The following is a 25,138-nucleotide window of genomic DNA, read 5'->3' as shown; positions in this document are numbered from 1 at the left end:
TGCGGCCTCAGGACGGCATCCGGGCGCGGGCCGTCTCTCCCCAGAAGAACAGCAGGACCGTCTGCATGCGCATCTTCGAGATCAGCGGCACCCGCGTCACCGAGCATCCCGCGCTGGCGCCGATGGCCGCGCCTGGCGCCTGCGCGGGCTATCTGTGGCTGTCGCTCACGCGCGACGAACTCCGCAGCGCGCTCGCCGAGGTGCAAGGCACCCTGCAATCGCTCTGCGGCACGCACCTGGTCGACCTTCATGTGGCGGACCTGCTCAACGACCAACTGCCGTCACGCTACGACTACACCTCGCAGTACGACGTGCTGGTGTTTCGCCGGCTCGCCGCCGCCAATGGCCCGGCTTTCGCAGGCACCGAACCCGGCCTGCCGCGCGGCGGCCCGCCGGTGCTGCGGCGCATCGACACGCGGCCGGTCGGCTTCGCGGTCTTCGACCGCGTGCTGCTGTCCGTGCATCCGGAAGACGGGTCGGTGCGCGATGCCTTCGCCGCCCGCCTGCTGAACGCGGCGACGCCCGATGCGCGCGGCGGGGCCGCGCCGCCCGCGCTCGATGTGCGCGCCGTCTCGACCCGCGTGCCGGCCAGTCCTGCCGACCTGATGCTGCGCGTGATCAACCTGATCGTCGACGCCTACCTGGACCTGCGCCGCGACCTGACCCGGCAGCTGGACCACTGGCAGGCCGAGCTGATCGACCCGCGCAGCCACTTCACGAACTGGAGCGCGCTGATGAAGGCGCGGCAGGCGCTGCACCACCTGGACGAGATCTGCGAGGACCAGCGCGCCGCGGTGCAGGACTGGATCGACGCCTTCGAAACCCTGCCGGCGCCCGAAGGCACGGCCGAGTCGCGCGAGCGCGAGCTGATCATGGTGCGCAGCCGCGATGTGCTAGAGCACATCCAGCGCGTGGTGCATCACGTGCGGCGGCTCGAGCAGAACGCCGAGACCGCGGTGCAGCTGCATTTCAGCGTGCAGAGCCACCGCACCAACGACATCATGCGGGTGCTCACGGTGCTCACTGCCGTCTTCCTCCCGCTGAACCTCATCGCCGGCATCTTCGGCATGAACTTCGAATTCGTCCCCCTGGTGCACAAGGCCGGCGGCTTCTGGATTGCCATGGGTGCGATGGCCTCGGTCGCACTGCTGCTGGTGCTCGTGTTCTGGCGCAAGCGCTATCTCGCGCGAAACCGATAGGCCAAAAGAAAACCGGGCAGCGCTGGCGCGCCGCCCGGTTCTCCGATGGGCCGGTACGAATTACTTGGCCACGGGCGCGACTTCCTTCTGCGCCTGCTGCAGCGTGCCGGCGCGGTTGGGCATGGTCGAGATCACGCGGCTGTTGACGCGCGAGCCGCTGGACACGTTCTGGTCCGGCGCGTTGGCGGTCGCGACGGCTTGGACGTACACCGCCTCGGAGTTGGCGACCGCCTTGAAGGGCTCCGCGCCGCGCGAGCCGCGCACCACGTTCTGGTTGGGGGCAGAAGCCGTGCGAGCGGCTTCGGCTTCGACGTCGGCGCGGCTCACCGCGGACACCGGCGCTTGCACACCTTGGTAGGTTTCTGCATGGGCACCGGCGGCGGCCAGAAAGGAGAGCGCGGCGGCGGCGAGGATGTAAGAGGTCTTCATTTCAGGTCCTTGGGTTCGTCGGAGGCGGTTTCAAACCAGGCTCGCGTAGGCTGGCCTGTGCGACAAAGTGTCCGGTCGAAGACTCTCGGGAAATTACTTAGAAAAGAGACACGGCGTTTCCGGGATCGAAACAATCCGTAGCCGCGTGCCGCGGCCGCTCAACGCAGCCCGAACAGCCCCGCCGCGTTGCCCCAGGCGATGCGCTGCGCCACCTCCGGGGGCAGTTCGCCCAGCCAGCGCCGGTAGCCGCCCATGATCTCGTCGTAGGCGCTCCAGCGCTGGTTCACCCAGGTGTCGGAGCCGACCACGAAGCGATCGGGATGCTTGAGGATCAACGCTCGCCACTCGGGGCAGAGCATGCCGCCCTCGCAGGTCAGGCCCGGCCGGTAGGAGAGCTCGCCCATCAGCAGCGGATAGCGCTCCAGCAGCGCCTGCACCCGTGCCACCGGCGGCCCGCCGATGCCGGTATGCGCCCAGATCAGCCGCAGCGACTGCCCTTTGGACGGCGCATGCGCCATCAACAAGTCGATCGCCGTATCGTCCACATGCGCGAGCACGGCCAGCTTCTTTTGCTCGGCCAGCACGATCAGCTTGCGGGCCACCGGTCCGTTGGCGTTCGCGCTGTCGTAGAGATGGAATTCGCCCAGCCCGCGGTACGGCCCGCTGGCAGTGCCGCGGGCCAGCTCGGACTGCACCATGTCGTGGATGCTCTCGTCGCGAAACCAGTTTCTGTAGTCGTCGCGATTGCGGTAGAGCCGCACGAAGGGCACCACCGTGACGCCGGCTTCGCGCGTCTCGCGCGCCGCCGCCAGCGTCTGCGTGCCCGCGTTGGGCCGCGAGTTGGCAATGATGGCCTTCACGCCGTTGCGCTGCATCTGCGCCAGCGCCTCGGCCGGCGGGTAGGGGCCGGTGTTGCCGTCCCAGGCTTCCTGGTTGTAGTGCAGGTGCGTGTCGAACAGGGGGCCGCTGTAGTCGGCCGCCTGCACGCCGAGGCATGCAAAGGCCGCCAGCAGGGCCGCGGCAAGACGCACCGGATGCCCCGCTCAGTCGAGGTGCTTGGCGAAGAAGGCCAGCGTGCGCTCGCGCGCCAGCTTGGCGGCCTCCGCGTTGTACGAGCCACGCTGGTCGCAGTTGAAGCCGTGGCCCGATTCGTAGACATGCACTTCCACCTCGGGATGCGCCTTCTTGAAGGCCTCGATGGTGTCCAGCGGAATCCAGTGGTCGTTGTTGCCGAAGTGCGCCATCACGGGCACTTTGGGCGTGATCGCGCTCTCCTCCGGCGTGGTCATGCCGCCGCCGTAGTAAGGTGCCGCGGCCGACAGGCCCGACACCTTCGCCGAGGCGCGCCATGTCAAGAGGCCACCCCAGCAGTAGCCGACGATGCCCACCTTGCCGCCACGGGCCGCGTATTCGACCGCGGCCTGGATGTCCTGCAGCACGCCCGGCGCCGGCAGCGCCTCGACGGCAGTCTTGAGCGCGAAGCCGGCCTTCATGTCCTCCTCGCTGTAGCCCAGCTCGACGCCCGGCTTGACGCGGTGGAAGGTCGATGGCGCGACGGCGAGATAGCCGTCGGCCGCATAGCCGTCGGCCACCGAGCGGATGTGCGAGTTGACGCCGAAGATCTCCGGCACGACGACCACCGCGGCCTTGGGCTTGCCCGCGGGTTCTGCCACGTAGGCGGGAAAGCTGAAGCCATCCTTGGCGGTGAGGTCGATGAATTGGCCCATGGTCATGCTCCTGTAATGGTGAGAGGGGGTTGTTGTTCAATGCGCGTTCAATGCGCGCGCGACGAAATCCAGCCGATCCTGGCCCCAGAAGATCTCGCCGTCGATCACGTAGCTGGGCGCGCCGAATACCTTGGCGTCGATGGCCTGCTGCGTGTAGTCCTCGTAGCGCTCCTGGACGGTCTGGCTTTGCGACTGCTCGATGCGCTTGGCCGCGAGCCCGCATTCGGCGGCCAGCGCCTCGAGTACCTTCGGGTCCGCGATGTTCCGTTCCTTCACCCAGACCGAGGCGAACACCGCGCCGCACAGTTTCATTGCGGCCTCGCAGCCATCGTGCAGGTCGACCGCGATGATCAGCTTGGCGGCGTCGTCGCCCGCGACGGGGAAGAACTTCGGCGTCGGGTTGAGCGGAATGTCCAGGTGACGCGAGAAGCGCGCCAGGTCGACCAGCCGGTACGCCTGGCGCTGCGGGGCGCGCTTGCCTAGCGGCAGGCCGCCGGAGACGGGAAAGATGGCGCCGAAATCAACGGGTCGCACGCACACGGTGGCGCCGGCGGTCTTGGCGAGCGCGGCGAAGCGCGCGTGTCCCAGGTAGGTCCAGGGGCTCTGGGGTGTGAAGTAGTAATCGACGCTGCGGGTCACAGGCCTCTCCTCGATGATGTAATCGACGTCGACGGTTTTAACTGAGGCACGGCTTTCGTGCAGGAGGCGGGATTTGGACCAGGTGCTCTTGATCACGGGCGGCAGCCGCGGCATCGGCGCCGCGACCGCGCTGCTCGCCGCGCAGCGCGGCTTCGCGGTGGCCGTCAACTATGCCAGCAATTCCCTGGCCGCCGACGAGGTGGTGCGCGCGATCCGCGACCAGGGCGGGCGCGCCATGAGCGTGCAGGCCGACGTGGGCGACGAGGCGCAGGTGAAGGCGATGTTCGAGAAGGTCGACGCCAAGTTCGGCCGCCTCGGCGCGCTGGTCAACAACGCCGGCGTGGTCGACGTGCAGGCGCGGGTCGACGGCATGAGCGTGGCGCGGCTCGAGCGGATGCTGCGCATCAACGTGATCGGCAGCTTCCTCTGCGCGCGCGAGGCGGTGCGGCGCTTGAGCACGAAACATGGCGGCAGCGGCGGCGCCATCGTCAACCTCTCCAGCGCCGCGGCGCGCCTGGGCTCGCCGGGCCAGTACGTCGACTATGCGGCCAGCAAGGGCGCGATCGAGAGCTTCACCATCGGCCTGGCCAAGGAGGTCGCGGACGAAGGCATCCGCGTCAACGCGGTGCGCCCGGGCCTCATCGACACCGAGATCCACGCCTCGGGCGGCATGCCCGACCGCGCCTTTCAGCTGGCCTCCACCGTTCCGATGAAGCGTACCGGCAGCGCGCAGGAGGTCGCCAACGGCATCGCGTGGCTGCTGTCTGACGAGGCCAGCTACGTCACCGGCACCTTCCTCGACATCACTGGGGGACGCTGAGTGGCCACGCCCGCCATGGACCTGGTCAAGCCGATGATCACGCTGCTTGCCATCGTGAACCCGCTGGCGATCGTGCCTTTCTTCATCCACTACACGCAGGGCTACACCGAGGCGCAGCGCAAGCGCACGGCCTGGGTGTCGGCCTTCAGCGCCTTCGTGGTCATCGCGATCAGCGCGCTGCTCGGGCTGCAGCTGCTCGCCTTCTTCGGCATCTCGATCGCCAGCTTCCAAGTAGGAGGCGGCATGCTGCTGTTGATCAGCTCGCTCAACATGCTCAACGCGCAGCCGGCGGAATCGAAGAGCAACGAAGAGGAAATCCGCGCCGCGGAAATCAAGGCTTCGCTGGGCGCCTCGATCGCGGTGGTGCCGCTGACCATCCCGCTTTTGACCGGGCCGGCCACCATGTCGACGATGGTGATCTATGCCGACAAGACGCAACATGTCTGGGAGCTCGCGATCCTGGTGGGTTACGGCGTGGTGGTCGGGCTGGTAACCGGCGTCATCTTCTCGCTGGCCGACCCGATCGCGCGCGTGCTCGGCAAGACCGGCATCAACGTGATGACCCGGCTCATGGGCCTGATCCTCGCCGCACTGTCGGTGGAGGTGATGGCGGACGGCCTTTCCACCCTGTTCCCGGCGCTGACCCGCACGCACTGACCGCGGTCAGCGCTTCACCAGTTCGACGAGCTGCGGCGTGACGACGCCGTCGTCCACGCGCAACTCGGCCGCCGAGATCGGCAGCCGGAAGCGTGGCGGTCCGGCGCTGCCGGGATTGACGTACCAGACGCCCCCGCGCTCCTCGGCCTTGGGCCGGTGCGAATGGCCGCACACCACCACGCGCACGCCCTCGGCCGCCGGATCGATCTTCAGCTCGGCGAGGTCATGGATCACGTAGAGGCGCAGACCCGCGAATTCCACCCGCGCCGCGGCGGGCACGGCGTCGGCCCAGGCGCCCACGTCGTTGTTGCCGCGCACTGCCGTCAGCGGCGCCAGCCCGGCCAGCTGCGCGAGGATCCGCGGATCGCCGATGTCGCCGCCGTGCACGATGTGATCGCAGCCCTGCAGGAAGGCCAGCGCCTCGGGCCGCAGCAGCCCGTGCGTGTCGGAGATCAGGCCGATGCGGTACATGGCCGGGCCGGGATGTGTCAGCGCGGCTGGTCCACCCAGGCCACGAGCTCGGCCACCGCCGCATCGCTCGCTGCCGCCAAACCCTTGACGCCGCCGGCCGCGTCGGCGCTCGGCGCCGGCCGCTGCACCGCGAAGCTGCGCTGCGCCAGCACGCGGTCGCCGCCGCTGCCGCCGCGGATCAGCGTGGCGCGCATCCGCACCAGGCCTACGCTCGTGGACGGCGACTCGAAGTAGTGGCTGAACTCGTCGAGCGAGATCCGCAGGGTGTCGGGGACCCGGCCCTCGGTGCGCGCGATGGTGGCGCTCTCCTCCGAGCCGAGCACGGTACGGCGCATGGCCAGCGCATCGCGCAGCCGCTGGTGCAGCAGCTGGGCCGGCGCCAGGCTCCAGCGCGCCTGGCCATAGGGGCGCAGCTCGTTGGCGTCGGCGTAGCCCAGGCGGTAGAGCAGCTGCGTGCCCTCGAGCCGCATGCTGGCGTCGATCTCGGCCAGCGCGATCGGCGGCAGCGCCGGGGAATTCGCCGGTGCCGGCGCGGCCGCCGCGAGGTTGGGCCCGAAGTCGTAGAGCGTCGCACGGGCGGGTTTGTCGGGCAGCGCGCCGCAGCCCGCTGCGAGCAGCGCGGCGCCTGCGGCAAGCACGGCAAGGATCGGAAGGCGCCGGACGAGCGCGCGCGGGTACGGGTGTGCGTTGTTCTTCATGTTCGTCACGGTCAAGGGCGCGCGGCCGGCGCGGAAAAGCCGGGCTCGCCCGGCCCCGCGACCACGCCACCGTTGCCGAAGAGCAGCGATTGCGGGTTGTCGTTGATGCTGTCGGCCGTGCGACCCAGGCGGCGCACCGCCCGCGAGGTGTCGTCGGCTACGCGGTTCACGCGCGGCAGGGTGGCGGCGTTGAAGGAATCGACCGCCTGCGCCAGCGCCCGGGTGCCGTCGCTCAAGCGCTCGACCGGGCCGTCCTTCGCGTTCAGGCGGGTCACGGTGGTGTTGGCATTGTTGGCCACCCGCGAGACGTCGCTGGCGGCCGCCTTCACCGTGCCCATCGTGTCCTTGGTCCGCTCGATCAGCGGCGGCAGCGCCGCCAGCGCCGGGTTGAGCCCATTCTTGACGGTGTTGTCGAGCGAGCGCGTGAGCTCGTTGGCGCTGGCCGTGGCCTGCGAGATGCTCTCCAGCGCGTCGGCGATGCGCTTCTGGTTGGGGTCGCCCAGCAGGGTGTTGGCACGCTTCGTCACTTCCTCGATCTGGCCGATGATGGCCTCGCCGCGTTCCTGCAACTGGGCCAGCACCGAGGGCTTGAGCGGGATGCGCGGCGGGTCGTCGTTGTTGGGCGACAGCGGCGTCTGCGATTCGCCCTTGTCGTCCAGCGCGATGAAGGCGAGGCCGGTCACGCCCTGGTAGGCCAGGGTGGCGTAGCTGGAGGTGGTGAGCGGCACCCGCTGGTCGACCGTGATGCGCACCCGCACATTACCCTTGACCTTGGGGTCGAAGTCGATCAGGGACACCTTGCCGACGGAGATGCCGCGGTAGCGCACCATGGCCTGTGGCTGCAGGCCGCTGACGGCGTCGCGCGTGGACAGTTCGTAGACGTTGCGCACCGTGTTGTCGCGCGTGAGCCAGACCACCAGCGCGATCAGCGCAGCGGCCAGGCCGAGCACGAAGGCGCCGGCGGCGATGGCATGGGCCTTGTTTTCCATGGCAGCTACCTTTCAGTGGATGGGACCGGGCGCGCGCCTGGATGATGCCCCGCGACGAGCGCCGAGGGCGCGCCTTCGTGCAGGGCCTCCATGGCGCGCTGGCCGCGGCCGCCGAGGAAGTACTCGTGGATGAAGGGATGCGGATAGGCGATCACGTCGCGCGCGGTGCCGGCGACGATCACGCGCTGGTCGGCCAGCACCGCGATACGGGTGCTCAGGTCGAACAGCGTGTCGAGATCGTGCGTGACCATCACCACCGTGAGCCCGAGTTCGCGGTGCAGGCCGCGCAGCAGGTCACAAAAGCCGTCGGCGCTCTCGGGGTCCAGCCCCGCGGTGGGCTCGTCGAGCAGGAGCAGGGGCGGGTCCATGATCAGCGCACGCGCCAGCGCCACGCGCTTGATCATGCCGCCCGAAAGATCCGCCGGGCTCTTGGTGGCGTGATGCGGCTCGAGGCCGACCATCTGCAGCTTGACCAGCGCGGCGTCGCGGATCAGGTCCTCGGGCAAAAGCTTGAGCTCGCGCAGCGGGAAAGCGATGTTGTCGAGCACGCTGAAGGCTGAGAACAAGGCGCCGTGCTGGAACAGCATGCCGACCTGGGCGGCGCCGGTGGCGCTCATGCGCCCGGGCGGATGGCCAAGCACCGAGACCTCGCCCTTGTCCGGATGCTCGAGGCCCAGGATCTGGCGCAGCAGCACGGTCTTGCCGGTGCCCGAGCCGCCCACCAGCGACAGCACCTCGCCGCGGTGGATGGTGAGGTCGAGGTCGCGGTGCACCACCTGGTCGCCCTCGGGCGACTCGAACACGGTCCAGAGCTTGCGGATCTCGACGACCGCCTCGCCGTGGACGTTGCCGTTTCCGCTTTCGTTGTCTCCATTCATGCCCGGAACCCCACGCCCCTGAACAGCACCGCGAACAGCGCATCGACCAGGATCACCACCGTGATCGAGGCCACCACCGACGAGGTGGTGCCGCGCCCCAGGCTCTCCGTGTTGGGCTTGACCTTCATGCCGAAGTAGCAGGCGATCAGCGCGATCAGCACGCCGAACACGGCCGACTTGCCCATCGCCAGCCACAGGTTGGTCAGCGGCACCGCGCGCGGCAGCGCCGTCATGAAATAGGCCGGCCCGATGTCCAGCGTGAGATCGGCCGCGATCATGCCGCCGAGGAGCGCCGCCATCGAGGTCCACATGCTGATCAGCGGCATCGCGATGGCCAGCGCCAGCACCCGCGGCATCACCAGGCGGAAGCCGTGCGGGATGCCCATCACGCGCATCGCGTCGAGTTCCTCGGTCACGCGCATCACGCCGATCTGCGCGGTAATGGCCGAGCCCGAGCGGCCGGCGATCAGCACGGCCGCCAGCACCGGGCCCAGCTCGCGGATCAGCGACAGGCCGAGGATGTTGACGATGAAGGCCTCGCCTCCGTACTGGCGCAGCTGCTGCGAGGTCAGGTAGGCCAGCACCACGCCGATCAGCAGGCCCACCAGCGCGGTGATCGGCAGCGCGGTGGCGCCGAAGTGATAAAGGTGCCCCGAGAAGTCGCGCCACGGTGCGCGATGCGGCGCGCGCAGCAGCTTGCCAATGTCGAGGGTGAGCTGGCCGATCAGGCGCAGGAAGTCGCGCGCCACGAACATGATGCGCGGGCCGATGTGGGCGAAGTCGCGCAGGTGCTCGGCCAGCGTCTTGGCCGGCTCGGCCGGCGCGCGGCAGGTGTATTGCGCCACCTGGTCGAGCACGGCCTTGTGCTGCGACTCCATCTCCAGCCGCGCCGGCCATTCGTGCTGCCAGTGGTTCCACAGCAGCTGGGCACCGATGTGATCGAGCTGGTCGATCGGGCGCAGGTCCCAGGCCCGGCCGTCCTGCGCCGGCGCGCCCGCGAGGCTCTTCTCGAGCGCATCCCAGCTGGTCCGGGAGGACATGGCCATCGCGGTCCAGCAGCCGCTGGCGACCGCCCAGCGACCGCCGGCCTCCTCGCGTTGATCGACGCGGGGACGCCTGCTATCCGCGTCTTGCGCGTAAGCGGGCGGCGGCGGGACGGTCGACATGGAGGGTGGGCGGTTCGGCAGAACGGAGATCGCCACATCGTAACCGCCGCGCTTGACAGCTCGAAAGCCGTTCGCCGTTCGCCGCGCGTCGGCGCAGGCGTTCGCGTAGCAGGCGGGCCTTTGCCACAATGTCCGATTCGGTTTGGAGCCGGAACACGCAATGGGCACACCGAAAGACAACAAGCGAGACCGACACACAGGCATGAGCGACGACACCACCTTCGACTACGTCATCGTCGGCGCCGGCACCGCCGGTGCGCTGATGGCCAACCGCCTGAGCGCCGACAAGAACCGGCGCGTGCTGCTGATCGAGGCCGGCCGCAAGGACGACTACCACTGGATCCACATCCCGGTGGGCTATCTCTACTGCATCGGCAACCCGCGCACCGACTGGCTCTACACGACCGAGCCCGACGCCGGCCTCAACGGCCGCAGCCTGCGCTACCCGCGCGGCAAGACGCTGGGCGGCTCCTCCTCCATCAACGGCATGATCTACATGCGTGGCCAGTCGCGCGACTACGACCAGTGGGCAGCGCTCACCGGCGACGACACCTGGCGCTGGGACCAGGTCCTGCCGGCCTTCAAGCAGCACGAGGACTTCTACCTCGGCGCCGACGAACTGCACGGCGCCGGCGGCGAGTGGCGGGTCGAGCGTCAGCGCGTGCGCTGGGACGTCCTGGATGCCTTCGCCCAGGCGGCGCAGCAGGCCGGCATTCCGCATTCGACGGACTTCAACCGCGGCAGCAACGAGGGCGTGGGCTACTTCCAGGTCAATCAGAAGAACGGCTGGCGCTGGAACACCGCCAAGGCCTTCCTGCGGCCCACCTGCTACGGCCGCCCCAACTTCGAGCTGTGGACCGGCGCGCAGGTCTCGCGCCTGCTGCTCGACACGGCGCCGGACGGCCAAAAGCACTGCAGCGGCGTGCAGGTATGGGACGGCCACGAGATGGTCGTCGCCCACGCGACGCGCGAGGTGATCGTGTGCGCCGGCAGCATCGGCTCGCCGCAGGTCCTGCAGCTCTCGGGCATCGGGCCGGCGGAGCTGCTGCGCCGGCACGGCATCGAAGTGGCGCTCGACGCGCCCGGCGTCGGCGCCAACCTGCAGGACCACCTGCAGATCCGCGCCGTCTACAAGATCAAGGACGCGCCCACGCTCAACATGCTGGCTTCGTCCTATTACGGCAAAGCCAGGATCGGCCTCGAATACCTGCTGAAGCGCAGCGGCCCGATGAGCATGGCTCCCTCGCAGCTCGGCGCCTTCACCCGCAGCTCACCCGAGCACGAATGGCCCAACCTCCAGTACCACGTGCAGCCGCTCTCGCTCGACGCCTTCGGCGAGCCGCTGCACAGCTTTCCGGCCTTCACCGCGAGCGTGTGCAACCTGAATCCGACCAGCCGCGGCACGGTGCAGATCAAGAGCCACCGCTTCTCGGATGCGCCGGCGATCGCGCCGTGCTACCTGAGCACCGAGGCGGACCGCAAGGTGGCGGCCGATTCGCTGCGCGTCACACGCCATATCACGGCCCAGCCCGCGCTGGCGAAGTACCGGCCCGAGGAATGGAGGCCCGGCCTCGAATACCAGAGCGACGAGGAGCTGGCGCGGCTGGCCGGCGACATCGCCACGACCATCTTCCATCCGGTGGGCACCACCCGGATGGGCGCCGACGGCGATCCGATGGCCGTGCTGGATTCGCGCCTGCGGGTGCGCGGCATCGCCGGGCTGCGCGTGGTCGATGCCGGCGCCATGCCCGTCATCACCAGCGGCAACACCAACAGTCCCACCCTGATGATCGCGGAGAAGGCGGCCGGCTGGATTCGCGAGGCCGCCGGCGGTTCGTAGCGCCGTCTTGTTTCTGCTTGTTTCAGATGGCGGGTAATCCCCGATGCACTGGCACGGTGCGTCCGCCTAAAGTCCAGCCACTCGCAAACGGGCCTGCCCGCAGCGCGGGGGAACCGAGGAGACACTTGCCGAAGAACTAGAACAGGCTACAGACAAGGCATCCGCACGAGATGTTGTTTTTTTTATCAAGGCGCCGCTGGTCGGCGCCTTTTCTTTTGGCGGCGCCAAAAGCGCCCCCATATGGGGCGCGGCCGCGCCCCACCCGTCACTGAACCAGCTTGCCCCTGGCGCCGAACATCGCGAAGTCCACGTAGCGCGAGGCGGTCTGCCCCCGCGTGCTGAAGTCGAGCACGTAACCGCCGACGTCCACGGCTTTCGCAGAGGCCAGCGCGGCGCCCACGCCGGCCGCGCTGAGGGTGTTGGCGCCCTCCATCACCTTGACCAGCGCCTTGGCGGCGATGAAGCCCTCCATCGAGCGCGCCGAAAGATCCGGGTCCTTGGATGCCTGGCGCAGTTGCAGGTACTCGCGCACCACGGCGCGGTCCCCCTGCTGCGGCAGGACGACCGAGAAGGCGTAGCCGCGCGCCCGTTCGGGCCCGAGCGCCTTGAGCAGCGCGTCGGTGTCGATGATCGACAGGCCGTAAAGCATGCTGCCGGCACCGCCCGCGGCCGTGTATTGCTTGACGAACTCGATGCCCGCCGCCGTGGTCGCGCCGAGGAAGACGACCTGTACCTTGGCCTTGGCGATCTCGGCCACGGCCTTCTCGACCGCCACCGTGTTGCGCGGGTAGCCGGCGCGCACGACCAGTTGCATGCCATGGGCCTTGGCGGCCGCCTCGGCCCCGGCCAGCACGTCCTGGCCCAGGCCATCGTCTTGGTAGACCACGCCCACGCGCTGCACGCCGACGGCGGCGAGTTGGCCGAACAGCCGCGCGACCTCGTCGTGGTAGCTCGCCTTCACCACGTAGATGCCCGGCGCCTGCGCCACGGTGCTCGCGCCCGAGACGGCGCCGATCATCGCGACCCCCTTCTGCGCCAGCACGCCGTCCTTGGCGATGGCCTCGAGGTTGGTGGTGCCCACCGTTCCCATCAGGGCCACCGGCGATTCGGCGGCGATGATCTCCCGAGTTAGGCGCACGCTCTCTTCCGCCTTCTGCGCATCGTCGCGCGTCACGAGCTTGACCGGCCGGCCGCGCACCCCGCCCTTGGCATTGATGGCGTCGAAGTACAGCTTCGCGCCGGCATGGATCGCCCGTCCGGTGACTGCTTGCGGGCCGGTGAAAGGTGCGACCTGCCCGATGACGATGGGCTCGGCAGCCGCGCCCCATGAGGCGCTCGCCGACAAAAATACAGCCGCACAGGCGGCGCGCCAACGCGCGAAGCGGCGCCCGCCTTGGTTCCCGATGTCCATAAGCCCTTTCCGACCTTGCGTACGATCGATATCGTTAGTAACGATTGTTTACAAAGGCCGCGAGCGTACACGAGGGATTAATCCCCCTCGATGACACAGGGTTAACCCGCGGTGGCTGTTCAGGGCGCCGTTGCGGCGCCGCTCACGATGGGCCAGGGCATCTCGCTGGCCACGCGCGGCTTGCCCATCGGCGCGACGGCCTTGCCGACCTGCACGGCCGCCAGGTCCTGCTCGTTGGGGTACTGGTCGGCCAGCCAGTAGTCGAACGCCCGGCGCACGATGGGCGCCGCCGCCGCCGCGCCGAAGCCGGCGTTCTCGACGATGACGGCGATCGCGATCTTCGGCGCCTCGGCCGGCGCGAAGGCGGCGAACAGCGAGTGGTCGCGCTGGTGCTCCTCCAGCGCCTTGGCGTTGTACTTGGTGTTCTGGCCCCACGTCACGGCCTGGGCGGTGCCGGTCTTGCCGGCCGAGGTGTAGGGCGCGCCGGCGAACACCCGCGTGCCGGTGCCGCCCTTGTTCACCGCCACCAGGGCGTTGCGCACCAGGTCGACGTGCTTGGCCTGGTAGCCGAGGCTCTCGCCAGGCGTCTGCACCACCTCGGTGATCTCGCCCGTGACCGTGTCCTTGACGGCCTTGACCAGGTGCGGCCGGTATTTGGTACCCCCATTGGCCAGCGTCGCTTCGGCCACCGCCAGTTGCAGCATGGTGAAGTTGTTGTAGCCCTGGCCGATGCCGAGCGACACGGTCTCGCCCGGGTACCACTTCTTCATTTCGGGGCGCTTGTAGGCCTCGCGCTTCCAGGTGGTGCTGGGCAGCAGGCCGCGCACCTCGCCCTGGACGTCGATGCCGGTGATCTGGCCGAAGCCCAGCGGCTTCATGAAGTCGTGGATGGCGTCCACGCCCATGTCGACGGCGAGCGAGTAGAAGTAGGTGTTGCTCGACATCTGGATCGCGCGGTGCATGTCCACGCCGCCCAGTCCGCCCTCGTGGCTGCGGAAGGTGTGGCCGCCGAAGGTGTAGAAGCCGGGATCGTTGACCACCACGCTGGGCGCGCGCTTGTTGAGCTGCAACGCGGCGAGGGCCATGAAGGGCTTGAAGGTGGAGCCCGGCGGGTAGGTGCCGCGCAGCGCGCGGTTCAGGAGCGGCTTGTCGATGGATTCGTTGAGCGCCGCCCAGCTCTCGCCGTCGATCCCCTCGACGAACAGGTTCGGGTCGAAGGTGGGCTTGGAGACGAAGGCCAGGATCTCGCCGGAGTTGGGATCGATGGCCACCAGGGCGCCGCGGCGCTCGCCGAACATGTCCTCGATCAGCTTCTGCAGCTTGATGTCGAGCGAGAGCTTGACGGTGTTGCCCGGCGTCGCCGGGTGGCTGCCTAGCCGGCGCACCGCCCGGCCGCCAGCCGAGGTTTCCATCTGCTCGACGCCGGTGTGGCCATGCAGCGTCTTCTCGTAGCTCTGCTCGATGCCCAGCTTGCCGATGTAGTCGGTGCCCTTGTAGTTGGCCTGGTCCTCCTCGCTCCAATCCTCCATCGCGGTCTTCTCGCGCTGGTTGATGCGGCCGATGTAGCCGAGCACGTGGGCGGCGAGCTCGCCGTTGGGGTAGTTGCGGAACAGCCGCGCCTTGATCTCGACGCCGGGGAAGCGGTAGCGCTGGGCCGCGAAGCGGGCGACCTCCTCGTCGCTCAGGCGGGTGCGGATCGGGATCGAGTCGAAGCTGCGCGAGTCCTCCCGCAGGCGCTTGAAGCGGCGGCGGTCGCGCTGCGAGACCTCCACCACCTCGCCCAGGCTGTCGATGGTGTCCTCCAGGCTGCCGACCTTGGAGGGCGTGATCTCCAGCGTGTAGGCCGAGTAGTTGGAGGCCAGCACGATGCCGTTGCGGTCGAGGATCAGGCCGCGATTGGGCACCACCGGGACCACTGCCGTGCGGTTGCTCTCGGCCTGCTCCGCGAGGTCCTCGTGCCGGACCACCTGCAGGAAGAAGAGCCGCGCGCACAGCAGCCCGAAGGCGACCAGCACCACCAGGCCGATCACGAGCACGCGGCGCTTGAAGCGTGCGAGGTCGGCGGCAACGTTGCGGAGTTCGGTCATGGCGCGCGAAGCCTACGCCGCCCGCGGGCGCGGGACAAGGCGGCAGCCGGGGCTGTTACAAGGGCCGGTTGGCATCGGGCTCGGGGGCGCGCCGTTGCGGCGCCAGCAGCAGCAGTGTCACGAAAGGCCAGAGGCACGCCTCGACCACCGGCGCGACCAGGAAGCCCCAGCCGGGGAAGATGCCGCCGCCGATCATCCGGATCGCCACCTCGATCAGGTGCGAGATCGCGAACAGCGGCAGCACCTGCAGCGCCTGCGAGAGCAGCGGATACCAGAGCAGCCGACGGTGGACCATGATCGCGAAGAAGCCCAGCGTCGTGTAGGACAGCGCATGCTGGCCCAGCAGCGCGGTCTGGTGCACGTCCATCAGCAGGCCGAACATGAAGGCCGCGCCGATGCCGATGCGCGCCGGCTGGTGCACGCTCCAGAAGACGATCGCCAGCGCCAGCAGGTCGGGCAGCCAGGCAGCGCGGCCCAGGGGCACCATATTGATCAGCAGCGCCACGATCAGGCTGGCCCAGAGGAACAAGGGGTTGACCGGCAGCAGAAGCTGCTGGTGGCCGGGACGCATGATCATGGGGTGCGGCCCTCTTTCTTCTCTGCCTTGGCGGGCTTGTCCGCCTTGTCGCCCTTTCCGGCCTTCGCGCCGGACTTGTCGGCCTTCTTCTTCGCCGCCGCGCTGGCGTCGGCTGCCGCGGGGGGCGCCGGCTTGGGCATCTGATTGGCGGTGGGCGCCAACACCAGCACGTAGCGCGCGGCCGTCACATGGGCCATGGGCAGGCAGTGGATGCGGGCGAAGGCAGAGTCGGCGCGGCGGTCGATGCGGTCGATCTTCGCCACCGGCAGCCCCGGCGGGTAGACGCCGTCGACCCCGCTGGTGGTGAGCAGGTCGCCCTCTTGCACATCGGCGTTGGCGGCGGTAAAGCGCAGCTCCAGCCCGCCGCCATGGGCGCTGGCATCGCCGAAGGCCACGCTGCGCGCGCCGGTGCGCACGTTCTGCACCGGGATCGACAGGTCGCGGTCGATCACCAGCGTGATCTCGCTGGTGAGGGGCTGGACCTGCGTGACCTGGCCCACCACGCCGTGCTCGTCGATCACCGGCGAGCCCGGCGCGATGCCGTTGGCCAGGCCCTGGTCGATCACCAGCTTGCGGGTATACGGGTCGGCCGCGTCGTAGAGCACCTCGGCCGCGCGGCCCGGTGTCTGCGTGATCTGGCGCAGCTCGAGCAGCGAGCGCAGCCGGGCGTTCTCCTGCGCCAGGGTGTCGGCCTGGCTGGCCCGTTCGGACTGCAGCGCCAGCGCCTTGCGTGCATCGGCCTCCTTGGTCTGCGCGGTCTGCAGATCTTCCAGGTAGCGGCCGCCGCCCAGTGCCAGCTGCACCGGCTTCAGGGCCAGCCACTGGACCGGATAGAGCACCGCCCCGATGCCGGCGCGCAGCGGCTGCACGATGTTGAAGCGGGCGTCGGCCACCATCAGGAACAGCGCCAGCGCGCTGAAGAAGATCAGCTTGCTGAGTGCCGAGGGTCCCTGGTTGAACAGGGGCGGCGCAGTGCGGTCAAGGGTGCCGAGCGGCATGCTGCTTTATGCCACGAGCCGGACTGTTCGGGGGGTGCCGCAGGACCGGCTTTGCCGGACCGCAGGCGCCGCCCCCGGTCGGGGATGGGAGCGCGACACGAAGTGCGCGCGACCTGGGGGCGAGCAACATTTATTCGCTGGTGAAGATGCTGCCCAGGCGGTCCATCCGCTCCAGGGCGATGCCGCAGCCGCGCACCACGCAGGTCAAGGGGTCTTCCGCCACCAGCACCGGCAGGCCGGTCTCTTCGGCCAGCAGGCGATCCAGGTCGCGCAGCAGGGCGCCGCCGCCGGTCAGCATCATGCCGCGCTCGGCGATGTCGGCGCCCAGCTCGGGCGGGGTCTGCTCCAGCGCGTTCTTGACGGCCGAGACGATGTTGTTGAGCGGATCGGTCAGCGCCTCCAGCACCTCGTTGCTGCTGATGGTGAAGCTGCGCGGCACGCCTTCGCTGAGATTGCGGCCCTTGACTTCCATCTCCTTGACCTCGGAGCCGGGGTAGGCCGAGCCGATGCTCTTCTTGATGACTTCGGCCGTCGGCTCGCCGATCAGCATGCCGTAGTTGCGGCGGATGTAGTTGATGATGGCTTCGTCGAAGCGGTCGCCGCCGACCCGCACGCTGCCCTTGTAGACCATGCCGCCCAGCGAGATCACGCCCACCTCAGTGGTGCCGCCGCCGATGTCGACCACCATCGAGCCGCTGGCTTCCGACACCGGCAGTCCGGCGCCGATGGCGGCGGCCATGGGTTCCTCGATCAGATAGACGGAGGTGGCGCCGGCCGCCTCGGCCGCGTCCTTGATGGCGCGGCGCTCGACTTGGGTCGAGCCGCAGGGCACGCAGATGATGATGCGCGGGCTGGGCGTAAGCAGCGACCGCGGGTGCACCATCTTGATGAACTGCTTGATCATCTGCTCGGTGATCACGAAGTCGGCGATCACGCCGTCCTTCATCGGGCGGATGGCCTCGATGTTGCCGGGCACCTTGCCGAGCATGGCCTTGGCTTCGCGGCCCACCGCCTGGATCACCTTCTTGCCGTGCGGCCCGCCCTCGTGGCGGATGGCGACGACCGAGGGCTCGTCGAGCACGATGCCCTTGTTGCGGGCAAAGATCAGGGTGTTGGCGGTGCCGAGGTCGATCGCGAGGTCGGTCGAAAAGTACCGACGGAAAGCTCCGAACATTCTGGAATCCTCTGGAGCACGGCATGCGCGTCGGCATGTCGTCGCCCTCTTGCTGGGTCGTTTTTAGACGGGATGGATGGACGTTTTTGCAGCAAATGCCGGCGTGTTCGCGGGGGTTGCGGCAAAGGCGGGATAATACCCGAATCCCCTCCGCATCCCGCCTTCGGCGCACCCTGCCGACGTGCAAATTCCGCCAATTCGGCCACGCGCGGGGCCCTGCTTTTTCCATCGCTCATTCCGATGTCCCTCACTTCTGCAGATATCGCGCGCATCGCCTCGCTCGCCCGGCTGGAGCTCGCGCCCGACGAGAGCGAACGCATGCTCGGCCAGATCAACGGCTTCTTCGAGCTGGTCGAGCGCATGCGCGCCGTCGACACCGCCGGCGTCGAGCCGCTGTCCCACCCGGTGGCCGCCATCCAGGATGTGACGCTGCGCCTGGCCGAGGACGTGGCCAGCGAGCCTAACCGGCGCGAGCTCAACCAGCGCAGCGCGCCCGCCGTCGAGAACGGGCTGTTCCTGGTGCCGAAGGTGATCGAATGAGACATCCTGGGTCAACCTCCCTCGCTGGAAGCGAGCTTGAGGGCGCCAAGATGGCGCGCTGGGTCATAGGGAATGCGGTCGGTCCATGCGCGCCAGATGACGCGCAGCCAAGCTCGCGCGAGGATGCGGATCGCATGGGGGTGATCGCAGCCGCGGGCACGCGCTGCGGCGTAGATGGAGCGTGCCCAGTCGTTGGCGTGACGCGAGTTGTCGGCCAGGCAAGTGATGGCCTGGCGCAGGCGGTGATTGCAGGCCCATCGGAAGGCCACGCTGCGGGTCTTGCCGGACTGGTAGGTCACTGGGACGGCGCCAGCTTCAGAGGCCAGCTGATCGAGCGTGGGGAAACGCTCGCGCACATCACCCAACTCGGCCAGGATCTGCGCGGCGCAGACACGGCCGGCCCGCGGGAAGGACATGATGATCTGCCCGTCGGGCAGCGACTCGACGAAGCGCTCGATGCGTCGCGTGAGTTCGGCGATCTGTTCGACCAGCGGCTGCAGCACCGCCACCATCGAGCGCACGAGCTGCCCAGCAGCCTCATTGGTGAGGGGGCCGGCCAGGCCCGTTGCGGCGCTGTTGAGCCGCACCAGCAACTCGGCCGGACTGCGGCGTCCGCTGTAGTGCTGGCTGCGGCAGAACCGGTTCAAGGCGGCCTCGCTCAGCCGGGTGGCCGACACGGCCGAGGGATAGCGCTTGAGAAACGCCAACCCGATGGGCGAAGTGATGTCGCAGAAGATGCAAGCCGCGCCGGGCCAGAAGGCCTCGAGCGTGCTGCGCAGTTGGTTGCCCAGTGCCACGCGGGTGGCCACCAGATCGTCGCGCGAGCGCACCAGCGCACGCAGCGCGCGGATCGAATCGGACTGCGGCGACAACTCCCCCCAGCGGTGGCCGTCGGTGCGCAGCAGGTCGGCCAGCAGGTAAGCATCGGAGGCATCACTCTTGGCGCCATGGCTGCGGTAGCGCGGACGGCTGGCCTTGACCGCGTTGGGATGAATCGGAAAGACACGATGGCCGGCCTCGACCAGGGCGTCGACGATCAGGCCCGAAGGCCGCTCGATGGCGATGCGCACACGCGCGCCGAAGCGAGCCAGGCGTCGCATCAACTCGGCCAGGCCCTCGCGATCGTGGGCGATCTCGAAGCGCTCAAGCACACGGCCTGTGATGTCGACGACACACACCGCATGGGTGTGCACGGCCCAGTCCAGGCCGACAAACACGCTGCTGCAAGCATTGGTACTCATGGACAGACTCCTGGAAGTTGCGGTATGACTGCCCGTGTCGGAAGGCGCGGCGGGAAGCTCATAAATTGGCGCTCCAGCTGGGTAGGCCTGGCGCTACATCCTGTGGCCCGTCGTGGCCTTCCGGCACCCTGCGGGCTGCGGGTCTCATTCGGGCCTTTGAAAGGCAAGCGCACTAGGCAGTCACCGCAGGGGCACGGAAGTCGGTCGATACCTTCGGTTGTTCTCCTCGACGGCGTCAATGCCGCACACACGCAAAGTCCTCGCGCTGAACACGGGTTGACCACCGGGTGCTTCGCAGTTGTGGACAACACGCTTCGTGGCCTGACAAAGGGCCAGCGCGTTGTCCACAACCAAGCCCGGTGGACAACCCTGCGCCGCAGCACTTCGGCGGCCTTCAACCAAAGAGAGCTTGCCTTATGAGCGGCGAACTCCACCAGATGGGCGTGGCCGAGCTGGCCCGTGCCCTGCGCGAGCGCAAGGTCTCGGCAGTGGAAGCCGCCCAGCACCAATTGGGCCGCATCCGTCAACACCAGGACCTCGGCGCCTTCGTGGCGCTGGACGAGGCGCTCGCCCTGTCCCAGGCCCGCGCCGCCGATGCGCAATTGGCAGCAGGCAACGCCCCCGCCCTCGCCGGTGTGCCGATCGCACACAAGGACATCTTCGCGACGGCAGACCTGCCGACCACTGCCGGCTCGCGCATCCTGGCCGGCTACCGCTCGCCTTTCGACGCGACCGTGGTGCGCAAGCTGGCCGAGGCGGGCGCCGTGAACCTCGGCAAGCTCAGCTGCGACGAGTTCGCGATGGGCTCCTCCAACGAGAACGTGGCCGTGCCGGCCGTGGGCTTCGACCACGCCGTGCCGGTGCGCAACCCCTGGGACCGTGCGCGCATCCCCGGCGGCTCTTCGGGCGGCAGCGCCGTCGCGGTGGCCGCGCGCCTGGTGCCGGCCGCCACCGGCACCGACACCGGCGGCTCGATCCGCCAGCCGGCCTCCTTCTGCGGCGTGACCGGCATCAAGCCCACTTACGGCCGCGCCTCGCGCTACGGCATGGTGGCCTTCGCCTCCAGCCTGGACCAGGCCGGCCCCTTCGCCCGCTCGGCCGAGGATTGCGCCCTGATGCTGTCGGCCCTGTGCGGGCCCGACCCGGAGCGCGATTCGACCTCGCTCGACAAGCCGGCCGAGGACTTCACCCGCACCCTGGGCGACTCGCTCGAAGGCCTGCGCATCGGCGTGCCGCGCGAGTTCCTGGGCGACGGCGTGGCACCGGGCGTGCGCGCCGCCGTCGAGGCCGCGCTGGCCGAGTACGAGAAGCTGGGCGCCAAGCGCGTGGAGGTCACGCTGCCGCGCACCGAGCTCTCGATTCCCGTGTACTACATCATCGCCGCGGCCGAGGCGAGCTCGAACCTGAGCCGCTTCGACGGCGTCAAGTTCGGCCATCGCGCAAAGAACTACCGCGATCTGGCCGACATGTACGCCAAGACGCGCGAGGAAGGCTTCGGCGACGAGGTCAAGCGCCGCATCATGATCGGCACCTACGTGCTGTCGCACGGCTACTACGACGCCTACTACCTGCAGGCGCAGAAGGTGCGCCGCATGATCGCCGACGACTTCCAGCAGGCCTTCGCGCAGTGCGACCTGATCGCCGGCCCGGCCGCGCCCACGGTGGCGTGGAAGCTGGGCGAGCATGGCGGCGACCCGGTGGCCGACTACCTGGCCGATATCTTCACCCTCCCCGCCTCGCTGGCCGGCCTGCCCGGCATGAGCGTGCCGGCGGGCTTCGACGGCGGCATGCCGGTCGGCCTGCAGCTGATCGGCAACTACTTCGGCGAAGCGAAGCTGCTGAACGCGGCGCACCGTTTCCAGCAGGCAACGGACTGGCACCAGCGCACGCCGGAGGGCTTTTGAGATGAACACCTTCGAACAAATGCAGGAAGGCCGCCCGACCGGCCCGCTGGTGCAAGGCTACGAAGTCATCATCGGCTTCGAGACCCACGCCCAGCTCTCGACCGCGAGCAAGATCTTCAGCCGCGCCTCCACCGCCTTCGGCGCCGAGCCCAACACCCAGGCCAGCGCCGTCGACCTGGCTCTGCCGGGCACGCTGCCGGTGATGAACAAGGGCGCGGTCGAGCGCGCCATCCGGCTCGGGCTGGCGCTCGGCTCGCACATCGCGCCGCGCAGCGTGTTCGCGCGCAAGAACTACTTCTACCCCGACCTGCCCAAGGGCTACCAGATCAGCCAATACGAGATCCCGGTCGTGCAGGGCGGCTCGGTCAGCTTCTTCCTCGGTGACGAGAAGAAGACCGTGCGCCTGGTGCGCGCCCACCTGGAAGAAGACGCCGGCAAGTCGCTGCACGAGGACTTCATCGGCCAGTCCGGCATCGACCTGAACCGCGCCGGCACACCGCTCTTGGAGATCGTGACCGAGCCCGACATGCGCTCCACCGCCGAGGCCGTGGCCTATGCGCGCGAGCTGCACAAGATCGTGACCTGGATCGGCATCTGCGACGGCAACATGCAGGAAGGCAGCTTCCGCTGCGACGCCAACGTCTCGGTGCGCCGGCCCGGCGCGAAGCTGGGCACGCGGCGCGAGATCAAGAATCTCAACAGCTTCAAGTTCATGCAGCAGGCGATCGACTACGAGATCCGCTGGCAAATCGGCGAGCTGGAAGACGGCCAGGCGATCCAGCAGGCCACCGTGCTGTTCGACCCGGAGACCGGCGAGACCCGCGCCATGCGCACCAAGGAAGACGCGGCCGACTACCGCTACTTCCCCGACCCCGACCTGCCGCCGCTGGCGATCGCGCCCGAGTGGATCGAGCGCGTGCGCAGCGAGATGCCCGAACTGCCGCGCGCCATGGCCGAGCGCTATGGGCGCGAGCATGGCCTGTCGGACTACGACGCCACGCAGCTCACCCAGAGCCCGGCGCTGGCCCGCTACTTCGACGAGGCCGTGCGCGCGGGCGCCGCGCCCAAGCTCGCAAGCAACTGGATTACCGGCGAAATCGCGCGCCGGCTCAACCTGCAGGACATCGACATCGCCCAGGCGCCGGTCACCGCCGCCCAGCTCGCCGCCCTGATCGGGCGCATCGGCGACGGCACCGTGTCGAACAACGCCGCGCGCCAGGTCTTCGACGCGCTGTGGACCGGCGAAGGCAGCGACGTCGACGCGATCATCGACGCCAAGGGCCTGAAGCAGATGAGCGACACCGGCGCGCTCGAGAAGATCGTCGACACCGTGCTGGCGGCCAACCAGAAAAACATCGACGAATACCGCGCCGGCAAGGAAAAGGCCTTCAACGCGCTGGTCGGCCAGGTCATGAAGGCCAGCCAGGGCAAGGCCAACCCGGCCCAGGTCAACGCGCTGCTGAAGGCGAAGCTGGGCTAGCGGTAGCGGTCAGCGCGTGGAGGTGGCCGGCGCGTTGCCGGCCCACAGCGGCCGCAGGCGGGCGCGCTCCTCGTCGAAGCGCGCGTTCACGCGCTTCTTCTCGTCGTCCTGGTCGGCGATGAAGCGGTTTTGCACCGTCATGCTCTTGCTGTTGTCGTCGAACTTGCGCCGCAGGGAATCGGGCGCCTTGCTCACGTCTTTGGCGTAGAACTCGAGCTCGTCGTCGATCTTGCGGCGCTCCTCGGCCAGCTCGCTCAGGCGCTTGCGGGCGGCGTTGGTCACCGCATCGATCTGCACCAGCGCCTCGGCACGCTCGCGGTCGTGCGCGGCCGCGTTGGGGTAGCGGATCAGCAGCGCGCGCTCGCGCCGGCGTTCCTCGAGCAGGCGGGCGGCCTGCAGCTGCGCCTGGCGCTCGCGGTCCTCGCGCTCGGCCTGCTCACGCGCCGTGTAGGTGGGTTCGAGCTTGCGCCGCACGCTGCCGCTGGGGCTGAGCTCGCGCTGCTCGCGGTCGACGCAGTCGGCGATCGGCCGGTCGGCCGTGATGGTGCGGCCGCGCCCGTCGGTGCAGGTGTAGATGCCGGGACCGCCGGCGGGTTGCTGGGCATGGGCCGCGCCGGCCGCAGCCAGCAGCAGGAGCCCCAGGGATCCGATGCGTATGTACTGCATGCGCGCCAACGTCGATCCTTCCGGTGGTTGATCAACCCGCGCCGTAGCGCGCCCGATAGTCCAGCACTCCCTGCCGATGGGCGCTCAGCTCGTCGTCCGCGCGTCCCGACAGATACTGTAACAAGTCGTCAAGCGTGGCAATCGCCACCACCTGCATTCCGAGCTGTTGTCTGACATATTGCACGGCGCTGTGGTCCACATCGATGCCGTTCTCTGTCGCCTTTTCTTGTCGATCCAGCGCGATGGCCACGGCATGCGGCGTGGCGCCGGCGCTCTTGATGGCGGCGATCGACTCGCGCACCGCGGTGCCGGCGGACATCACGTCGTCGACGATCAGCACCCGTCCCGACAGCGGCGCACCGACCAGCGTGCCGCCCTCGCCATGGTCCTTGGCTTCCTTGCGGTTGTAGGCAAAGGGCACGTTGCGGCCGCGCCGGGCCAACTCGGCCGCCACCGTCGCGCCCAGGGGAATGCCCTTGTAGGCCGGGCCGAAGATCATGTCGAATTCGAGGCCGCTGGCGATCAGCCGGTCTGCATAGAATGCCGCCAGCCGCGCGAGCTTGGCGCCGTCGTCGAACAGCCCCGCATTGAAGAAGTAGGGGCTCATGCGGCCGGCCTTGGTCTTGAACTGGCCAAAGCGCAGCACCCCGGATTCGAGCGCGAACTGCACGAATTCCTGGGCCAGCGCGCCCTCTTCTGTTTTCGCCATCTCATCAGCCATCGGGAACGTCCTCGTGTTCAAACTCACCAGTCTCAACCTCAATGGCCTGCGCTCGGCTGCGACCAAGGGCGTCGCCGACTGGGTGGCCGAACTGGCGCCGGATTGTATTTGCATGCAGGAAATCCGCGTCCAGGCCAGCGACATCGAGGGCCGCTTCGAGGCCATGGCCGGCCTCAAGGGCCACTTCCATTTTGCCGAGAAGAAGGGCTACGCCGGGACTGCGGTTTACACGAAGCACGAGCCCAGCGAGGTGACGGTCGGATGGGGCGACAAGGAATTCGACGCCGAGGGCCGCTACCTCGAGCTGCGCTTCGACACCCCGAAACGCAAGTTCTCGGTGATCAGCTGCTATTTCCCGAGCGGCTCCTCGGGCGAGGAGCGGCAGGCGGCGAAGTTCCGCTTCCTGAAGGGCTTCTTCCCGCACCTGATCGCGCTCAAGCGCGAGCGCGAATTCGTGCTGTGCGGCGACATCAACATCGCACACAAGGAGATCGACCTCAAGAACTGGCGCGGCAACCAGAAGAACAGCGGCTTCCTGCCCGAGGAGCGGGCCTGGATGACGAAGCTGCTCGACGAGGGCGCCGAGGGCGCGGGCCTGGTGGACGTCTACCGCATGCTCAAGCCCGACACCACCGACGAGGCCTACACCTGGTGGAGCAACCGCGGCCAGGCCTACGCGAAGAACGTGGGCTGGCGGCTGGACTACCACCTGGCCACGCCGGGCATCGCGAAGCTTGCGCGTAACGAGCAGATCTTCAAGACCATCAAGTTCAGCGACCACGCGCCGATCACGGTGGACTACGACTTCACGCTCTGACTGAGCCGC

At 68.6% G+C, this 25,138-nt stretch carries 25 protein-coding genes; 8 read left to right on the top strand and 17 right to left on the bottom strand.

The genetic code is table 11. The features are described 5' to 3' along the window. Nucleotides 1-65: 65 nt before the first annotated feature. On the top strand, nucleotides 66-1,199 hold the full coding sequence (locus GXN78_RS14845) for a magnesium transporter CorA family protein (protein WP_106560953.1): 1,134 nt from the start codon (nucleotides 66-68) through the stop codon (nucleotides 1,197-1,199). Between the two features lie 60 nt (nucleotides 1,200-1,259). Here the strand turns inward: GXN78_RS14845 and GXN78_RS14840 are convergent, their stop codons facing one another. The 4 genes from GXN78_RS14840 to GXN78_RS14825 all read right to left on the bottom strand — a co-directional run bounded on the left by GXN78_RS14840 (nucleotide 1,260) and on the right by GXN78_RS14825 (nucleotide 3,994). Beyond that, entirely contained in the window at nucleotides 1,260-1,628 is a 369-nt protein-coding gene (locus GXN78_RS14840; protein ID WP_106560952.1) for a DUF4148 domain-containing protein, read from the bottom strand. 158 nt (nucleotides 1,629-1,786) lie between these two features. After that, the gene (locus tag GXN78_RS14835; protein WP_106560951.1) at nucleotides 1,787-2,659 is read right to left on the bottom strand and encodes an amidohydrolase family protein; all 873 of its coding nucleotides are present in this window, start codon (nucleotides 2,657-2,659) and stop codon (nucleotides 1,787-1,789) included. A gap of 12 nt (nucleotides 2,660-2,671) precedes the next feature. After that, nucleotides 2,672-3,355, bottom strand: coding sequence for a dienelactone hydrolase family protein (locus GXN78_RS14830; protein ID WP_106560950.1), 684 nt, complete (start codon nucleotides 3,353-3,355; stop codon nucleotides 2,672-2,674). 36 nt (nucleotides 3,356-3,391) lie between these two features. Next, nucleotides 3,392-3,994: a 2-hydroxychromene-2-carboxylate isomerase gene (locus GXN78_RS14825; protein WP_106560949.1), complete on the bottom strand. Its 603-nt coding sequence runs from the start codon at nucleotides 3,992-3,994 to the stop codon at nucleotides 3,392-3,394. Nucleotides 3,995-4,067: 73 nt separating this feature from the next. On the opposite strand from GXN78_RS14825, the gene GXN78_RS14820 reads away from it, so the two are divergent. After that, a complete protein-coding gene (locus GXN78_RS14820; RefSeq protein ID WP_106560948.1) occupies nucleotides 4,068-4,814 on the top strand; it encodes an SDR family oxidoreductase in 747 nt (248 codons plus the stop codon). A gap of 15 nt (nucleotides 4,815-4,829) precedes the next feature. Next, complete coding sequence (locus tag GXN78_RS14815) at nucleotides 4,830-5,471, top strand: MarC family protein (protein ID WP_106560961.1); 642 nt, start codon at nucleotides 4,830-4,832, stop codon at nucleotides 5,469-5,471. A 6-nt stretch (nucleotides 5,472-5,477) separates the two neighbouring features. Here GXN78_RS14815 and GXN78_RS14810 read toward each other — a convergent pair whose 3' ends face one another. The 5 genes from GXN78_RS14810 to GXN78_RS14790 are packed head-to-tail and all read right to left on the bottom strand — an operon-like array spanning nucleotide 5,478 to nucleotide 9,673. After that, the gene (locus GXN78_RS14810) at nucleotides 5,478-5,942 is read right to left on the bottom strand and encodes a metallophosphoesterase family protein (RefSeq protein ID WP_106560947.1); all 465 of its coding nucleotides are present in this window, start codon (nucleotides 5,940-5,942) and stop codon (nucleotides 5,478-5,480) included. Nucleotides 5,943-5,959: 17 nt separating this feature from the next. Beyond that, a complete protein-coding gene (locus GXN78_RS14805) occupies nucleotides 5,960-6,640 on the bottom strand; it encodes an ABC-type transport auxiliary lipoprotein family protein (protein WP_106560946.1) in 681 nt (226 codons plus the stop codon). A gap of 11 nt (nucleotides 6,641-6,651) precedes the next feature. Continuing rightward, complete coding sequence (locus tag GXN78_RS14800; RefSeq protein ID WP_106560945.1) at nucleotides 6,652-7,629, bottom strand: MlaD family protein; 978 nt, start codon at nucleotides 7,627-7,629, stop codon at nucleotides 6,652-6,654. 5 nt (nucleotides 7,630-7,634) lie between these two features. Beyond that, nucleotides 7,635-8,507, bottom strand: a complete 873-nt coding sequence (locus GXN78_RS14795; protein WP_106560944.1) for an ATP-binding cassette domain-containing protein — start codon at nucleotides 8,505-8,507, stop codon at nucleotides 7,635-7,637. Further along, nucleotides 8,504-9,673, bottom strand: coding sequence for an ABC transporter permease (locus GXN78_RS14790; protein ID WP_106560943.1), 1,170 nt, complete (start codon nucleotides 9,671-9,673; stop codon nucleotides 8,504-8,506). Before GXN78_RS14790 ends, GXN78_RS14795 begins: the two co-directional genes overlap by 4 nt. Nucleotides 9,674-9,875: 202 nt before the next feature. Here GXN78_RS14790 and GXN78_RS14785 point away from each other — a divergent pair, with 202 nt between their 5' ends. After that, nucleotides 9,876-11,513 carry a GMC family oxidoreductase N-terminal domain-containing protein gene (locus GXN78_RS14785; RefSeq protein WP_106560942.1) on the top strand — a complete coding sequence of 546 codons (1,638 nt, stop codon included), beginning with the start codon at nucleotides 9,876-9,878 and terminating at the stop codon, nucleotides 11,511-11,513. Between the two features lie 265 nt (nucleotides 11,514-11,778). Here GXN78_RS14785 and GXN78_RS14780 read toward each other — a convergent pair whose 3' ends face one another. From GXN78_RS14780 to GXN78_RS14760, 5 genes are all read right to left on the bottom strand, one after another. Further along, nucleotides 11,779-12,924 carry an ABC transporter substrate-binding protein gene (locus GXN78_RS14780; RefSeq protein WP_106560941.1) on the bottom strand — a complete coding sequence of 382 codons (1,146 nt, stop codon included), beginning with the start codon at nucleotides 12,922-12,924 and terminating at the stop codon, nucleotides 11,779-11,781. A 119-nt stretch (nucleotides 12,925-13,043) separates the two neighbouring features. After that, nucleotides 13,044-15,011, bottom strand: a complete 1,968-nt coding sequence (gene mrdA, locus GXN78_RS14775; protein ID WP_106560940.1) for a penicillin-binding protein 2 — start codon at nucleotides 15,009-15,011, stop codon at nucleotides 13,044-13,046. A 55-nt stretch (nucleotides 15,012-15,066) separates the two neighbouring features. Beyond that, nucleotides 15,067-15,588: a rod shape-determining protein MreD gene (gene mreD / locus GXN78_RS14770; protein ID WP_106560939.1), complete on the bottom strand. Its 522-nt coding sequence runs from the start codon at nucleotides 15,586-15,588 to the stop codon at nucleotides 15,067-15,069. Then, a complete protein-coding gene (mreC, locus tag GXN78_RS14765; RefSeq protein ID WP_106560938.1) occupies nucleotides 15,585-16,586 on the bottom strand; it encodes a rod shape-determining protein MreC in 1,002 nt (333 codons plus the stop codon). The genes mreD and mreC overlap by 4 nt, the downstream gene beginning before the upstream one ends. 130 nt (nucleotides 16,587-16,716) lie before the next feature. Beyond that, nucleotides 16,717-17,760 carry a rod shape-determining protein gene (locus GXN78_RS14760; protein WP_106560937.1) on the bottom strand — a complete coding sequence of 348 codons (1,044 nt, stop codon included), beginning with the start codon at nucleotides 17,758-17,760 and terminating at the stop codon, nucleotides 16,717-16,719. 240 nt (nucleotides 17,761-18,000) lie between these two features. Between GXN78_RS14760 and gatC the strand changes: the two genes are divergently transcribed. Next, nucleotides 18,001-18,300, top strand: a complete 300-nt coding sequence (gene gatC, locus GXN78_RS14755) for an Asp-tRNA(Asn)/Glu-tRNA(Gln) amidotransferase subunit GatC (RefSeq protein WP_106560936.1) — start codon at nucleotides 18,001-18,003, stop codon at nucleotides 18,298-18,300. A gap of 11 nt (nucleotides 18,301-18,311) precedes the next feature. On the opposite strand, the gene GXN78_RS14750 is transcribed toward gatC, so the two are convergent. Further along, nucleotides 18,312-19,541 (bottom strand): IS110 family transposase, encoded by a 1,230-nt coding sequence (locus tag GXN78_RS14750; RefSeq protein ID WP_106561506.1) that lies wholly within the window; start codon nucleotides 19,539-19,541, stop codon nucleotides 18,312-18,314. 416 nt (nucleotides 19,542-19,957) lie between these two features. Between GXN78_RS14750 and gatA the strand changes: the two genes are divergently transcribed. Both gatA and gatB read left to right on the top strand, forming a co-directional pair. Beyond that, on the top strand, nucleotides 19,958-21,445 hold the full coding sequence (gatA, locus tag GXN78_RS14745; protein WP_106559498.1) for an Asp-tRNA(Asn)/Glu-tRNA(Gln) amidotransferase subunit GatA: 1,488 nt from the start codon (nucleotides 19,958-19,960) through the stop codon (nucleotides 21,443-21,445). 1 nt (nucleotide 21,446) lies between these two features. Continuing rightward, a complete protein-coding gene (gene gatB, locus GXN78_RS14740) occupies nucleotides 21,447-22,925 on the top strand; it encodes an Asp-tRNA(Asn)/Glu-tRNA(Gln) amidotransferase subunit GatB (RefSeq protein WP_106559497.1) in 1,479 nt (492 codons plus the stop codon). A 9-nt stretch (nucleotides 22,926-22,934) separates the two neighbouring features. On the opposite strand, the gene GXN78_RS14735 is transcribed toward gatB, so the two are convergent. Next, nucleotides 22,935-23,591, bottom strand: coding sequence for a DUF4124 domain-containing protein (locus tag GXN78_RS14735; RefSeq protein WP_106559496.1), 657 nt, complete (start codon nucleotides 23,589-23,591; stop codon nucleotides 22,935-22,937). A 31-nt stretch (nucleotides 23,592-23,622) separates the two neighbouring features. Beyond that, on the bottom strand, nucleotides 23,623-24,312 hold the full coding sequence (gene pyrE / locus GXN78_RS14730; RefSeq protein WP_106559495.1) for an orotate phosphoribosyltransferase: 690 nt from the start codon (nucleotides 24,310-24,312) through the stop codon (nucleotides 23,623-23,625). A 13-nt stretch (nucleotides 24,313-24,325) separates the two neighbouring features. Here pyrE and GXN78_RS14725 point away from each other — a divergent pair, with 13 nt between their 5' ends. Then, nucleotides 24,326-25,129 carry an exodeoxyribonuclease III gene (locus tag GXN78_RS14725; protein ID WP_106559494.1) on the top strand — a complete coding sequence of 268 codons (804 nt, stop codon included), beginning with the start codon at nucleotides 24,326-24,328 and terminating at the stop codon, nucleotides 25,127-25,129. Nucleotides 25,130-25,138 lie beyond the last annotated feature (9 nt).

This window comes from Variovorax sp. WS11, assembly GCF_010499245.1.
Taxonomy (GTDB): Bacteria; Pseudomonadota; Gammaproteobacteria; order Burkholderiales; family Burkholderiaceae_C; genus Variovorax.
The sequence above is the reverse complement of the archived record's forward strand: the minus strand, read 5'-3'. Positions and strand labels throughout refer to the sequence as shown.

Bases quoted from the DNA above. Each gene is read 5' to 3' on its own strand.
- GXN78_RS14790 (WP_106560943.1), bottom strand. From the start codon at position 9,673: ATGTCGACCGTCCCGCCGCCGCCCGCTTACGCGCAAGACGCGGATAGC.
- GXN78_RS14795 (WP_106560944.1), bottom strand. From the start codon at position 8,507: ATGAATGGAGACAACGAAAGCGGAAACGGCAACGTCCACGGCGAGGCG.
- GXN78_RS14815 (WP_106560961.1), top strand. From the start codon at position 4,830: ATGGACCTGGTCAAGCCGATGATCACGCTGCTTGCCATCGTGAACCCG.
- mrdA (WP_106560940.1), bottom strand. From the start codon at position 15,011: ATGACCGAACTCCGCAACGTTGCCGCCGACCTCGCACGCTTCAAGCGC.
- GXN78_RS14780 (WP_106560941.1), bottom strand. From the start codon at position 12,924: ATGGACATCGGGAACCAAGGCGGGCGCCGCTTCGCGCGTTGGCGCGCC.
- GXN78_RS14840 (WP_106560952.1), bottom strand. From the start codon at position 1,628: ATGAAGACCTCTTACATCCTCGCCGCCGCCGCGCTCTCCTTTCTGGCC.
- GXN78_RS14830 (WP_106560950.1), bottom strand. From the start codon at position 3,355: ATGGGCCAATTCATCGACCTCACCGCCAAGGATGGCTTCAGCTTTCCC.
- mreD (WP_106560939.1), bottom strand. From the start codon at position 15,588: ATGATCATGCGTCCCGGCCACCAGCAGCTTCTGCTGCCGGTCAACCCC.
- GXN78_RS14845 (WP_106560953.1), top strand. From the start codon at position 66: ATGCGCATCTTCGAGATCAGCGGCACCCGCGTCACCGAGCATCCCGCG.
- GXN78_RS14760 (WP_106560937.1), bottom strand. From the start codon at position 17,760: ATGTTCGGAGCTTTCCGTCGGTACTTTTCGACCGACCTCGCGATCGAC.
- GXN78_RS14750 (WP_106561506.1), bottom strand. From the start codon at position 19,541: ATGAGTACCAATGCTTGCAGCAGCGTGTTTGTCGGCCTGGACTGGGCC.
- gatC (WP_106560936.1), top strand. From the start codon at position 18,001: ATGTCCCTCACTTCTGCAGATATCGCGCGCATCGCCTCGCTCGCCCGG.
- GXN78_RS14735 (WP_106559496.1), bottom strand. From the start codon at position 23,591: ATGCAGTACATACGCATCGGATCCCTGGGGCTCCTGCTGCTGGCTGCG.
- gatB (WP_106559497.1), top strand. From the start codon at position 21,447: ATGAACACCTTCGAACAAATGCAGGAAGGCCGCCCGACCGGCCCGCTG.
- GXN78_RS14800 (WP_106560945.1), bottom strand. From the start codon at position 7,629: ATGGAAAACAAGGCCCATGCCATCGCCGCCGGCGCCTTCGTGCTCGGC.
- gatA (WP_106559498.1), top strand. From the start codon at position 19,958: ATGAGCGGCGAACTCCACCAGATGGGCGTGGCCGAGCTGGCCCGTGCC.
- mreC (WP_106560938.1), bottom strand. From the start codon at position 16,586: ATGCCGCTCGGCACCCTTGACCGCACTGCGCCGCCCCTGTTCAACCAG.
- GXN78_RS14805 (WP_106560946.1), bottom strand. From the start codon at position 6,640: ATGAAGAACAACGCACACCCGTACCCGCGCGCGCTCGTCCGGCGCCTT.
- GXN78_RS14810 (WP_106560947.1), bottom strand. From the start codon at position 5,942: ATGTACCGCATCGGCCTGATCTCCGACACGCACGGGCTGCTGCGGCCC.
- GXN78_RS14785 (WP_106560942.1), top strand. From the start codon at position 9,876: ATGAGCGACGACACCACCTTCGACTACGTCATCGTCGGCGCCGGCACC.
- pyrE (WP_106559495.1), bottom strand. From the start codon at position 24,312: ATGGCTGATGAGATGGCGAAAACAGAAGAGGGCGCGCTGGCCCAGGAA.